The following is a 13,520-nucleotide window of genomic DNA, read 5'->3' as shown; positions in this document are numbered from 1 at the left end:
AGCAGGTCAAATTAGCGAATAGCACCTACTCAAATTGTGCCAATTTCTTTTAAATATACCGTACTGAATGGTTCATCTGCTCCCAAGGTGTAGTCTTCAATTAACCCACGACGATTGATAGAAATGTCATTTTCTTTCTTGATAACTACGGTAGAATCATCGAATACATCCCGTACTAACATCATCTCTGTTGGTGTCGGGTTATCTAAGACCACCATTCTACTACCTTGATAAAACATCCCCTGTTTTTCCAGGACTGGTTCTTGATACTCAGTAATTAGTAAATCAAGTTGGCGATGACGCAGCAAAGCTTCTACGTTACTATTGTAATTTCTGCTGAATACTTTTTGGGAACGATTTATAAATACTGCATCATGGCAAACCGCTCCTATTGTCCAGTCAGGATGTTCCGCGAGAATATGGTCAATTGTGACTTGTAATTCGGCAACTGAAATTTTATTAAAGGTAATAATTGGGATTCTGGCTTCTGCACCAGACTCAAAAAAGGTTTCTAAAATCCGAGAAGGGACATCAACACTTTCACCAACCGCAGGATTAAGATGCATTAAAATTCCCGGTGCGGCGTTAATTTCCAAAATGGCGAAATTACTACTGGTCTTCCAAGATTCTGAGAGGTTTTCTGCAATCACATCAATGCCTAAACAAGTTAATCGAAAGTTTTGGGCAATGTCTTGAGCTAAGATGATGTTTTCCTCATGAATTGTGGATGTAGCATCGATGCTAATGCCACCAGCTGAAAGATTAGCAACTTTACGAAGATTAACTGTGCATCCTTTTTTGATCACACTATTTAAGGAATAACCTTGTTCGTCTAGGTAGATTTCCATTGCTGCATCACACTGGATTTTAGACATGGGTGAGGTGGGTGTATCCAGGCGTGCGGGTTGACGATTTTCGGCGCGGATTAACTCTGCAATGGTGGAGTAACCATCACCGATAACTGATGCGGGACGGCGTTCTATAGCGGCGACAAATTTACCGTTCACACACAATAAGCGAAAATCTGTTCCCGAAATGCTTTTTTCCACAATTATCCGCCTTGATTCGTCTTCGGGAATTGCGGCTAATGCACTCCTATAAGCCGATTCTAGTTCTCTGGAATCTCGCACACCAGCTGTCACGCCAATTCCTTTGTGACCAACTACGGGTTTAACTGCTACTGGATAACCTATTTCTTTGGCTACTTCCAAGGCTTCTGTTTGGGAAAAAACAATCTCACCTTCTGCTATTGGTAAACCCAAGGCTTGCATAAATATTTTGCATTCATCTTTGCGGGTGGTGAAATCTGAATCTAGATGGCTATCACAATCAAAGGTTGTGGCTATACCACGCACTTGTTTTTTACCGTAGCCATATTGCATGAGTGCTTCTGACCATAAATAAAAGGTGGGAATAGCTTTTGCATGAGCTGTTCGCAATAGGGCGTAAACTGTGGGGCCACCGTAGACAGATTCTCGGAATTGTTGTTGAAGAATTAACAGTTTTTCGTCAAGGATGAATTTTTTGTTTTGGGTGATGGCTTCAAACCAATCCCAGACTAGGAAAACTACTGCTCTAGTGGTGCGTTCATGTAGCGATTCTAGGCTAATCCTTGTGTAATCTGGATATGCTTTAAGATTCCAACGATTGAGGTGTAGTCCCATGTCTAGTTTACCGACTTCTGAGGCAAGTATGGCAAACAGATGGGCGTAGGATTGATAAGTTTGTTCTTGGAGATGGGGATAGCGATCGCCTATCCTGGAAATATAATCTTCAATGGCTAAGGGCTGTTTAGATTCAAGTACAGCAAAATCAAATACTAGCGCCCCTGTCTCTAAATATGGATTAGGTCCAAGGTAATTTTTTAAATTGAAAATATCAAATACATCATTTCTTCTAGCATTAATCCGGACTAAACCTTTACTTTTCTGTTGAACCATTAGATTATAAACCTTCAGTAAAACACCCTGAATCTGTAATTTAAGTTTTGGTTATTTAGATTTATGGATTATCGATGAGTTGTGATGATTATTTAGCAATTATTAAACTGGTTATGATTAGGCACTTTTATCCCTAAGCATTATACACTTATTGCATATAATTTTCAACTGTTCTCAGCCTGAATGACTGGGAAATATGAGAAATTATGCAACGGCTAATTCTACAGAATCTCCTACTGATTAAGCTCCGAATATACCAAAATAAATCGACAATTGCCAAGGAGTGAATCATGATCACTGCTTTTAGATGTTATAAACTTTTCTAGTTTAATTGAGGAAGAGCCAATGATTTAACTAGTTCTTAATCTGAGGATTAATCTCCTAATCTATCAAATGGATGATTTTCTGGATCTAATTGTCATGCTTTATTGAAATTAAATAATTTATATCACCAGCTATCATGACAGAGAATACAAATAAACGCCAACTAATAATTATTGGCGGGGCTGAAGATAGAGATGGAGATTCCGAGATTTTGCGGGAATTTGTCCGTCGTGCTGGCGGTATTAAAGCCCACATTGTAGTTATGACAGCTGCGGCCGAACTACCAAAAGATGTAGGCGACAATTATATTAGAGTCTTTGAGCGTCTAGGCGCTGAAACAGTGCGGATCATTGACACAGAAACCCGTGATGACGCTTGTTCATCCACTGCTTTAGAGGCGATCGCCCAAGCAACTGGAATATTTTTTACAGGAGGAGACCAAGCCCGCATTACCAGCATCCTCAAAGATACAGAATTAGATACAGCCATTCACCAACGCTTCTCCCTAGGTATGGTTATAGCCGGTACAAGCGCTGGAGCCGCAGTTATGCCAGATAAAATGATTGTAGAAGGAGATGCTCAAACCCATCCACGCATGGAAATTGTAGCTATGGGTCCCGGACTGGGTTTTTTACCAGGTGTAATCATCGACCAACATTTTTCTCAGCGCGGACGCTTGGGGCGCTTAATTTCAGCCCTAGTCCAAGAACCCGCCGAATTAGGATTTGGTATTGATGAGAATACAGCAATAGTAGTCACTGATAGTCAAATTGAAGTAATTGGAGAAGGTTCAGTGACAATCATTGATGAGTCTGAAGCCGTCTACAATAACATGAGCGAAATTTTAAAGGATGAGCCATTGGCAATTTTTGGAGCTAAACTCCATATTCTACCAAATGGTTATAAATTTGATCTTCACACCCGCCAACCTATACTAAATCAAAGGTCTGTAGCAAAAGTCCTTCCAGAAACATAGATCATAGACAGTTAATATATCCACATAACACCCTAGACAGTGAAAATACTCATTGCTGAGTCATAGCAGCAGGTTGAGGGCTGTGATATCATGGGAGACTGCTGCATACATTTAAAATAACTAGAAAGTGAATCGATCATGGCTCTGACGCAACAGCGCAAACAAGAAATAATGTCGAACTATCAAGTTCACGAAACCGATACTGGTTCTGCTGAAGTTCAAGTTGCTATGCTGAGTGACCGCATTAGTCGGCTCAGTTTACATCTCCAAGCCAATAAAAAAGACCATTCTTCCCGCCGGGGACTATTGAAGATGATTGGTCAACGTAAGCGTCTTCTGGCGTATATCCAAGCAGGTAGCCGCCAAAAATATCAAGATTTAATTGCTCGTCTCGGTATTCGGGGATAGGAAGTATCGCTTATGTCTGCTGAAGAATCTGAGCGCAGTCGCTTACCTTTTGAACCAAAAACCAAGCGCCAAAAACCCCCCAAAGCTACAAGCAAACCACAAGTACAGCCCAAAAAATCTGAACCCCAGGTTAGTAACCAGCCGTCTTTTAAAAAACAAGAGATGGCAATTCCTCCAGTTGTTAGCCAAAGGATGATACGACGGGTGACTGGATTTTGTGGAATACCAACAGTTTTGGGTATTGTCACCTTAGTAGTCAGCTATTTACTAGCCATCTACACAGATATCAAACTACCTCCCATTGCCGTGTTATTGGTGAATATGGGATTATTTGGTATCGGAGTTGTGGGGATAACTTATGGTGTTCTCTCAGCCTCATGGGATGAAGACAGAACCGGAAGCCTATTGGGTTTAGGTGAATTTAGTACCAATTGGGGTCGAATGGTGGAAGTTTGGCGCGAAACTCGGCAAAAAAAGGCATAATATTTGGCGCTCAGATACCAGACTAACTGCGGTACTGAGTCAATTGTTCAGTAAATGTTGAAGTGGAAATCTCCTAACTTCAACATTACTCAAGAAAAGTTGATCATGTTAAACTCAAATCTTGACTCAACCACAAAATACCTGAGCGCCCTACCTTTTAGAATCAAATAAACTTTCAATTTGCCACAGTAAATTCAATATTTAAACTATCTTTAATCACACATATAATCAGGTAATTTAAAATGATTGTAGTTATGAAAAGCGGTTCCCCAGAAATGGAAATCAACCGCATTACCGAGGAACTGATTACCTGGGGACTAACACCAGAAAAAATTATCGGTCAAAACAAGGTGGTGATTGGTCTAGTAGGTGAAACAGCAAGCTTAGATCCGTTACAGATTCAGGAACTCAGCCCGTGGATTGAGCAAGTTTTGCGGGTAGAGCTACCATACAAACGCGCTAGCCGCCAGTTTCGCCACGGGGAAGCCTCAGAGGTGGTTGTTAATACGCCAGATGGAGATGTGATCTTTGGGGAACACCATCCACTAGTGGTTGTGGCTGGCCCCTGCTCAGTAGAAAATGAAGGGATGATTGTGGAAACGGCACTGCGCGTTAAAGCCGCAGGAGCGAAGTTTTTACGTGGTGGCGCATACAAACCCCGAACTTCACCTTATGCCTTCCAAGGTCATGGCGAAAGTGCTTTAGAATTGTTGGCTAAGGCGCGGGAAGTAAGCGGTTTGGGGATTATTACTGAGGTAATGGATGCTGCGGAACTGGAGATGATCGCTGAGGTGGCTGATGTGATCCAGGTGGGAGCCAGGAATATGCAAAACTTCTCCCTGCTGAAAAAGGTGGGGGCGCAACCAAAACCAGTGCTGTTAAAGCGGGGAATGGCGGCGACTATTGAAGATTGGTTAATGGCAGCTGAGTATATTTTGGCGGCTGGAAATCCGAATGTGATTTTATGTGAGCGGGGAATTCGCACTTTTGACCGTCAACACACTCGCAATACTTTAGATATATCTGTAGTGCCTGTGTTGCGGAAGCTGACTCACTTACCAATGATGATTGACCCCAGTCATGGAACAGGTTGGTCGGAATTAGTACCGTCAATGGCGATGGCGGCGATCGCAGCTGGAACTGATTCCTTAATGATTGAGGTTCACCCCAACCCTGCTAAAGCTTTATCTGATGGTCCCCAATCTCTGACACCAGACCGTTTCGACCACTTAATGCAAGAATTAGCTGTGATTGGTCAGGCGGTGGGACGATGGCCGCAACCAGTAGCTGCTGTCACTAATTAGTGTCAAATTAGAGACGTTGCAAGCAACGTCTCTGTGTACTTAGCGCCGTCTACCCCTAGAACCAAATGAGCGACTGCGAGTACCCGAAGACTTTCCACCAGAACCAAAACTACTGCCACGGTTGCGTGTTGTGGAAGTGGATCTGTTAGAAGGTTTTAAGTTACTGCTACCAACACCGGAACCTGTGGGGCGATTGGTTGTAGTTGTACGGGTTGTATTGCGTACATTTGAACTCCCAGGGGATGATCTTCTCACATCTCCTGTAGTCCGGAAAGTTGTCCGATTCCGCTCAACTGCTGGTGGTGCATTGTAGCGAGTTTGATAGTTATTAACCGCTTGACGATAGGTACTACCATAACCACCAACACCACTGAGGACTCCTCCTGATTGATAGACAGGTGGTACGTAATATTGGGGTCTAAATAACATATTACCGATCGCCTGACCAGCGATGTTACCAGCTACAGCCCCAGCAAAAGGAACCCAAAAGTTACTTTCTCGTCGCACTATGACTGTTTCTTGTTGTCCTGTTTGGGGATTGGTTTGGGTTTCGGTGACGTTGTGGAAGTATTCAATTTTAAAGTCTTCTGTCATAAACAAGGCTGGTTGTCCGTTTTCCACCTTTAAAGAAGTCTTTTTCCCTTCCTTGATTTCTTCATCGGTCAGCCGCGCCATTTGTAAATTTTCGGTTCTAAAATTTGGGGGTGTGCTGTTGAGTAAAAACAGTGTATACTCCCCTGTACCATCATCAAAGCTAGCTTGCTGCACAGGATATTCACCATCACTCAGCCGAGTAGGTGTAGAAGAAGTACGGGTGACATTCCGATTTTGAGATCCGGTTTGGTTGGAATCTCCACAAGCAACAGTTGTTAAGCACAAAGTTAGTGCTAAACAAACAACCGTAAATTTTCGTAATAATCTCATCAGCATTTGACTCTATCCTATTTTTGAGCTTAACAGGCCTCAACGCCAGTGGTCATGTAGGGATTCCCCACTAATTACAATGGAATTAATTCTGGGTAATATTGTAAGAGTTGATCGTTTGTGAGTTCATCACCTAATTTTGCTGGTGAGAAATGGATCTGAATGGCTCGCAGCTTTTGTTTATAGTGTAAATTGATTAGGGCTTTTAAAGCATCTTTTAAGGCTGGGATATTAGATAGATCGGTTTCTAAGTCGGGAACTTCCCCTTCGTAGGCTACTGTCAACATGACAATGACGTTGCGGGTGACAGGGATGGAAAAAGCTTCATCACCAGCACCGTTACTGATATCCAGGTCTGCGCCGTAGCGTTCCCCAGAGTCACTAAATAATTCATTGACGTAATCTCCCGCTTCACCTTCATCCCAAAATACTTCGCCTTCATTAGCAGCAGATAGCCAAGCTTCATCGTATCGCAATAGGGTTTCGCTAATTTCTACTAATCCTTCTCCTAAATCATGAAGGTCTCCATCAGATGCGATCGCTTCTCTTGCTGTAGTATTTAATACTCCTAAAAGTGGGGCAACATCAGACCCAGATAAATGCAAAAACAAACGACAGACTACATAGCGAGTCCGACCAATCATTTTATTAAACCGCTCGCGCATTTACTTGCTCCGTAATTGTATTTAAGTTAATTGTAAAATGATAACTATACTAGAGAGTAAGGGAAAAGAGGAGTCCGGGGCTTAATTGTCAGTTATATAGCTAGATAGAGCGCACTATTAAATAAGGTAATTTATACCCCTAATTTTTAGCCCCAGATAAAATGGCTTTGCTCCCTCTTTACTATTAACTTATATAGTGAAAGCCGTTAATAAAATCCACAACCATATTTAAAGTTTCAGGTGCCAATTCTGCGGATTTTCTGGATATATTCGGTAAAAATTTCACATCTGAACCAGAAGAATTAATAAAACGTTTACCAAAAAGAGGGTGATCATAGACAATTAAGGTTTGAGCGCTGGAATTGGTTAATATTGTTTGGGTAGGTACTTTATAAAAATTTAATTTGGCAGCTAGTTCCAGGTTTTTTTTCATTTTTTTAATGATTTGAGCCTGGGTAATAGCTTCATCGACAAGGGGACTTAATTGCTGAGTTTTATGAGGTGCTTTTAATCCTAAACGAGATATATCCTCTTGCTGCAAGATTTTGAGGATTGCGGAAATATTTTTTTGGGTATTAGTAGCATCTTGAAATGGTAGTATCGCAATATAAGCTGTAGGTAATAAAGCTAAGTCATTGTCTACTCGAAAAGTCAAGACAGTGCGGCGACGACTGATTTCCAGAGTAGGGGGTTGTTTTAATCCTTGGTATTCTTGAGCAATTTGGTAATAAGAACCAGCCAGGGCAAAATTAGCCTCGTGTTCTAGGGGTGCATCAATCACAATGCGGATAGTCGGTGCTGTTTCATTGAAAAAGTCCCGTGCATCTTCCCCGGTGAATTTTTGAATAATTGAGCGATCGCCTTTAGGACTAAGATCAACCCATTCACAGGTAATACCTTCAGTTTTTAAACCAAAACGGAAAGTGGAGTAAAGTTTAGATCCTGTTAAAATTGCACCTGTTAAGTCTGCGCCACTCCATTCCACTTTCATTAAAGTTGCCTGAGTTAAATCGGCATGAACTAAGCTTGTATTAGTTAAATTTGCATTAGTTAAATCTGCGCCACTTAAATCAGCCCCACTCAATTTAGCGCCACTTAAATCAGCCCAGCGAAGATTTGCGCCACTTAAATCAGCCCAACGAAGATTTGCGCCACTTAAATCAGCCCCACTCAGATTAGCTTGATTGAGATTAGCTTGTTTGAGGTCAGCATCGCGCATATTTGCACCACTGAGGTCACTACGACTCAAATCAGTGGTGTTTAAGTTAGCCATCTCCAAGTTAGCTCCCACTAAGGAACTACCTCTGAAATTGGCTGTACTTAAATTGGCGTGACGGAGATTTGTTTGGCGGAGTGTAGCTTCTCGTAAATCAGCATTTTTCAAGTTAGCTTCAAACAAGTCAGCACTAGTGAGATCAGCGCGAATTAACTCAGCACGTACTAGTGATGCTCCCCGTAATTGAGCGCCATTGAGATTAGCTCGAATCAAGTTAGCGACATTGAGACTAGAATTATTCAAGATGGCTTTCTCAAGATTGGCTCCACGTAAGCGAGCTACATTCAGCTTGACATTACTCAAGTTGGCACCACTGAGATTTGAACCACTGAAGTTAACTATACTCAAGTCAGATGAGCTTAAGTTCACACCACTGAGTTTGACACCACTCAAGCTAGCTTCACTCAGGTTAACACCAGTAAAGTTGATTACTCCTGCTGCGTATTGTTCTAGCAATTCCTCTACAGTCATCAATCCTACCCCTCAAATACCAACTATTAAAGTTGGTAAGTATGCAAAAAATAAGTGGTCAAAATCAAAAATGAAAATTGGTATTTTAGGACTGGGACTAATTGGCGGTTCTTTGGGTTATGAGTTGCGATCGCAAGGTTATCATATTTTAGGAGTCACTCGCCGACAGTCTACCTTGGAAAGAGCGATAGCGCTTGGTATTGTCGATGAAGCATCTGTTGACATGAGCCTGTTAGCAGCCGCAGAGGTAGTTTTCATTTGTACACCGATTGCCCTAATTATCCCCCAATTGCAGCAGCTAATTAATTATCTGCCCCTTAGTACTATTATTACTGATGTGGGTTCAGTCAAAGTCCCCATCGTCCAGGCTATCACTCCTCTATGGGAAAATTTCATCGGTGGTCACCCGATGGCGGGAACCGCAGATAGTGGTATAGAAGCAGCACAAAGAGGTTTATTTTTAGGTAAACCCTATATCCTCACACCAGATGCTAGCACACCCAAGAGAGCAATTTCAGTTTTAGAGAAAATTGTGCGATCGCTAGGGGCTAATCTTCATTTATGCGAGCCAGAGAAACATGACCGAGCCGTGAGTTTAATTTCTCATTTACCTGTGGTGGTAAGTGCAGCCTTGATAGGGGCTTCTATGGCTGAAACTGATCCTCAAGTCCGGCAATTAGCGCAAAATCTCGCCAGTTCAGGTTTTCGGGATACCAGTCGTGTCGGTGGTGGTAATCCCGAATTAGGAGTCATGATGGCGCAGTATAACCGCCAAGAATTGTTAAATGCACTGCAACAATACCGCCATAACCTTGATGAATTAACTAACTTAATTGAGCAAGAATATTGGGCAGCTTTAGAATTAAAATTGCAGTCAACAGCCATAGCGCGACCAAAATTTATTGACTAAAGCCTCTATCGAGAAAGACTGACCAAAGAAATAGGAGTTCAAGCAACTGCTAGCCTAGAGCCTAAACTTGAAAAGTTCTAGCTAGCATCTACAGGCATTATAGAGATGGATATTGGAGAACTCCTCGACTAAAGGTCAAAGGATTCCTTCTTCAAACAACATCACCTCTATAAGCCAATAGCTTTTCTCTCCGATGATCAAAATAGAGTCAAACGACATAATATTCACCAGATGGGGCAAGTGATACTGTCACAGATTTAAGTTTTTCTTTTTTTTCGATCAAGAGCAATTGTCACATGACCATATACTTTTACAAAATATGGCAGCCTTATGGCTGTTTTTCTAACTTTTCTCCCCACAGTATTCAAATTCAGGGTACTTATTGGCCTACAGTGGAGCATTATTATCAAGGGCAAAAGTTTGTTGGCAGTGTAGATCAGGCAATTATACCCCTGATCCAGGCTGCCGACACTCCAGAAGCCGCAGCAGCTTTAGGACGTTGCATCACTCGCCAACTCCGCCCAGACTGGGAAACAGTCAAAATTCAAGTTATGCGAGCAGCCGTACTCAAAAAGTTTCTCACTCATCTGGATATTAAAGAAATTCTTCTCAGCACAGGTCATCAAACCCTAGTAGAAAATTCACCCAACGATTATTTCTGGGGCTGTGGAGCAGAAAGAACTGGTGAAAATCATCTTGGCAATATCCTCATGAGTGTGCGTGCAGAAATCAGAAATCAGCCAATCGCAACTTTTGACAGTCATTTATGGGAGAATAAGTTAGATTGACAGTAATTAAGTATTTGCTAGGCCGGGGGAATGTTCTCATTCCCTTTCTACACTGATATTTTTTTATTCACGATACCATAAATTAACTAGTTGATTTATGTTCAATATTTAACTGTCGTGAAATTTCATAAATTCAAGAAATGATCGAAATCACACCTGGCAATTTTTCTCAGATGCATAGTCTGACTTTATACATTTTTAAATACAACAGATAACATCAAGTGATGAATCATAACCTTTTGTTAACTGTAAAATACTTGCACAGCAGTATCAATGATTACTTTTTAACTTTTTTGATAATTTTTTAGGTAACATAGTCATGGGATTAATTGATGAACCCAGAGCTTGGGAAGCAACCTTTCATCAACAGAATTTATTACATCGGATTACTCATCAGATTAGGCGATCGCTCGAGCTGCAAGAAATTTTAGCAGCTACTGTTGCCGAAGTGCGATTGTTTTTAGACACAGATAGGGTGATGGTATATCGATTTGACGCTGATGGTAGCGGCGAAGTCGTTGCCGAATCCATTCATCAACAGCGTCTACCATCCCTATTAGGACTACACTTCCCCGCCGATGACATTCCCCTAGAAGCCAGAGAAATGTTTTTGGAAACACGGCAACGTTCCATAATAGATGTCACATCTGGGAAAATCGGACTATCACCACTCAAATCTCGAAAAACTGGTAAATATCTCCCAGAAGAAAGCATCAACTATCGGCAAGTAGATCCCTGTCATGTCCAATACTTGACTGCAATGGGGGTAAAGTCCTCCCTCGTCGTACCCATATTACATCAACAGGCTGGAGAAAAGGCACCCAATCGCCAACTGTGGGGACTATTGGTATCACATCATAGCGAAGCACGCACTGTTTTAAAGGAAGAACTCAAGATAGTTCAACAAGTAGCAGATCAGGTAATGATCGCCATTTCTCAAAGTAATTTACTTACAGAAGCCCGTGCCAAACAAGAGCGAGAAGCCACAATTAACAGAGTCTCCACACTGTTACATCAACTACCGATAATGCAATTAGAAAAAGCCTTAGAGGAGGTGATTACCGCATTTAAGGGTGTAGGTGGCAGAATTTACATTAATCACACTGGCGAAATATACACATCCGGAGAACAGCCCCAACTCCCCTATAACTTAGATAACACCGCCATTGAACATCATCCCCAATGGCAAAACTGGATAGATGAATTGACACCAGGTAAGGTGTGGGCAATTACTGACCTCTATAAAGAACCACGGTTAAGAGTTTTAGCTCCGGCTTTTCAAGGAACTCCCATTCGGGGACTGATGTTAATTCCCCTACACACTCACCAGACTTTTATTGGTGTAATCAGCATTTTTCGCCCCGCATTTGATAGCGAAATTCTATGGGCGGGAAAACATGATCCTAATCAGCGCCAACAATTACCCAGGTTTTCCTTTGAAATGTGGCGAGAAGAAAAAAAGGGGCAAGCGCGGGAATGGAAATCTGAAGAAATTGCCCTGGGGGAAGCTTTGTCCTATTACTTCTCCATGGCGATTCACCAGCAGCAAATGTACCAACAGGTACAGGAACTGAATGCTAACTTAGAATCTCAGGTAAAAGCACAAACGGCTGAACTAGAAAAATCATTACAACTTGCCAAAGCTGTTCAGCAGGTCACAGAGCAAATTCGCAAAACATTAGACCTGAAAACCACCTTGCAAACCATCGTCAAGGAGGTACGCCCTTTAGTCAAATCAGACAGAGTATTAATTTATCAGTTGTTTGATGAATCCGGTGGTGAGGTAATTGTCGAAGATATTAATGACAACTTTCCGTCGGTTTTAGGGATGAAAGCCCCATCAGAATGCTTTCCTGATGAGTCTTCCCGTTTGTACTTTCGGGGCAGAATTAGGGCAATTGACAATGTGTCAACGGCAGATATGAGTGATTGTCACCGAGAGTTTATGCAGAGTTTGGGAATACAAGCTAACTTAATTGTGCCAATTAATATTAGCCATCAACTCTGGGGTTTACTAATTGCCCATCAATGCGATGCTCCCAGAAATTGGCAGGATGGGGAAATTTATTTACTGCAACGGCTAGCAGATCAAGCGGCGATCGCCATTCAACAAGCCCAACTCTATGAACAAACCTGTGCTGCTGAAACTCAAGCTAAAGCCAAAGCTGGACAATTAGAAAGTGCTTTATCGGAACTGCAAGCAACCCAGTCTCAATTAATCCAAACAGAAAAAATGTCCAGTTTAGGGCAGTTAGTAGCAGGTATAGCTCATGAAATAAATAACCCAGTCAACTTTATTTACGGTAATCTGTCTCATGCCAATAACTATATCCAAGAACTCCTACAATTATTAGACCTCTACAAACTCCACTATCCCCAGCCTCATGAAGAAATTCATTCATTAATTACCGGAATTGATTTAGATTTTTTATTGGAAGACTTACCAAAAACTATATCTTCCATGCAAATAGGAACTGACCGCATCCGTTCCATAGTATTATCTTTACGCAACTTTTCCCGGTTAGATGAAGCTGAAAATAAGGCTGTTGACATACATGAAGGCATAGATAACACTTTATTGATTTTGCAACATCGCCTGAAATCAGGTTTTAAATCAACTGGGATTAAAGTCATCAAAAACTATGGCAAATTACCAGCAATTGAATGTTATGCCGGTCAGATTAATCAAGTATTTATGAATATTCTCAGTAATGCTATTGATGCCTTAGAAGAGCAAAGTCAACTAGCAACAAAAGGGACTTCTCTTCCGTCACCCATCATCTGGATTTCTACTCAAGTCTCTTTAGACCAATCCCGGTTAATAATTCGTATTGTTGACAATGGTCCAGGAATTACCGAGGAAGTGAAGAAACGCATTTTTGACCCATTTTTTACTACTAAGTCCGTTGGTAAGGGTACAGGACTAGGACTAGCCATTAGCTACCAGATTGTTGTCCAGAAGCATGGTGGAGTCATGGAATGTATCTCCAATATTGGTCAAGGCACAGAGTTTAGGATTTCCCTTCCTATTCAACGTTAGTATTAACTGGT

Annotated in this window: 11 protein-coding genes; 7 read left to right on the top strand and 4 right to left on the bottom strand. The window is 41.6% G+C overall.

Annotated features, from left to right (window positions below):
• Window positions 1-29: 29 nt before the first annotated feature.
• On the bottom strand, window positions 30-1,940 hold the full coding sequence (locus VB620_RS11360) for an ATP-binding protein (RefSeq protein WP_323196260.1): 1,911 nt from the start codon (window positions 1,938-1,940) through the stop codon (window positions 30-32).
• A gap of 460 nt (window positions 1,941-2,400) precedes the next feature.
• On the opposite strand from VB620_RS11360, the gene VB620_RS11355 reads away from it, so the two are divergent.
• The 4 genes from VB620_RS11355 (at window position 2,401) to aroF (ending at window position 5,435) form a co-directional block, all read left to right on the top strand.
• Window positions 2,401-3,240 carry a cyanophycinase gene (locus VB620_RS11355; RefSeq protein WP_323196259.1) on the top strand — a complete coding sequence of 280 codons (840 nt, stop codon included), beginning with the start codon at window positions 2,401-2,403 and terminating at the stop codon, window positions 3,238-3,240.
• A gap of 138 nt (window positions 3,241-3,378) precedes the next feature.
• On the top strand, window positions 3,379-3,648 hold the full coding sequence (gene rpsO, locus VB620_RS11350; RefSeq protein WP_323196258.1) for a 30S ribosomal protein S15: 270 nt from the start codon (window positions 3,379-3,381) through the stop codon (window positions 3,646-3,648).
• Between the two features lie 12 nt (window positions 3,649-3,660).
• Window positions 3,661-4,131 (top strand): PAM68 family protein, encoded by a 471-nt coding sequence (locus tag VB620_RS11345; protein WP_323196257.1) that lies wholly within the window; start codon window positions 3,661-3,663, stop codon window positions 4,129-4,131.
• 242 nt (window positions 4,132-4,373) lie between these two features.
• On the top strand, window positions 4,374-5,435 hold the full coding sequence (gene aroF, locus VB620_RS11340; RefSeq protein WP_323196256.1) for a 3-deoxy-7-phosphoheptulonate synthase: 1,062 nt from the start codon (window positions 4,374-4,376) through the stop codon (window positions 5,433-5,435).
• A 39-nt stretch (window positions 5,436-5,474) separates the two neighbouring features.
• Here aroF and VB620_RS11335 read toward each other — a convergent pair whose 3' ends face one another.
• From VB620_RS11335 to VB620_RS11325, 3 genes are all read right to left on the bottom strand, one after another.
• Window positions 5,475-6,365: a hypothetical protein gene (locus VB620_RS11335; protein WP_323196255.1), complete on the bottom strand. Its 891-nt coding sequence runs from the start codon at window positions 6,363-6,365 to the stop codon at window positions 5,475-5,477.
• A gap of 68 nt (window positions 6,366-6,433) precedes the next feature.
• Window positions 6,434-7,024, bottom strand: a complete 591-nt coding sequence (locus VB620_RS11330; RefSeq protein WP_323196254.1) for a DUF1517 domain-containing protein — start codon at window positions 7,022-7,024, stop codon at window positions 6,434-6,436.
• A 184-nt stretch (window positions 7,025-7,208) separates the two neighbouring features.
• Window positions 7,209-8,771 (bottom strand): pentapeptide repeat-containing protein, encoded by a 1,563-nt coding sequence (locus tag VB620_RS11325; RefSeq protein WP_323196253.1) that lies wholly within the window; start codon window positions 8,769-8,771, stop codon window positions 7,209-7,211.
• Between the two features lie 70 nt (window positions 8,772-8,841).
• Between VB620_RS11325 and VB620_RS11320 the strand changes: the two genes are divergently transcribed.
• From VB620_RS11320 to VB620_RS11310, 3 genes are all read left to right on the top strand, one after another.
• Window positions 8,842-9,681 carry a prephenate/arogenate dehydrogenase gene (locus tag VB620_RS11320; protein WP_323196252.1) on the top strand — a complete coding sequence of 280 codons (840 nt, stop codon included), beginning with the start codon at window positions 8,842-8,844 and terminating at the stop codon, window positions 9,679-9,681.
• A gap of 296 nt (window positions 9,682-9,977) precedes the next feature.
• A complete protein-coding gene (locus tag VB620_RS11315; RefSeq protein WP_323196251.1) occupies window positions 9,978-10,469 on the top strand; it encodes an NADAR family protein in 492 nt (163 codons plus the stop codon).
• 319 nt (window positions 10,470-10,788) lie between these two features.
• Window positions 10,789-13,509 (top strand): GAF domain-containing protein, encoded by a 2,721-nt coding sequence (locus VB620_RS11310; RefSeq protein WP_323196250.1) that lies wholly within the window; start codon window positions 10,789-10,791, stop codon window positions 13,507-13,509.
• Window positions 13,510-13,520 lie beyond the last annotated feature (11 nt).

The organism is Nodularia harveyana UHCC-0300 (assembly GCF_034931085.1).
GTDB classification, from domain to species: Bacteria; Cyanobacteriota; Cyanobacteriia; order Cyanobacteriales; family Nostocaceae; genus Nodularia; species Nodularia harveyana.
Note: the sequence above shows the minus strand (reverse complement) of the source record. Positions and strands in the feature narration are given on the sequence as shown.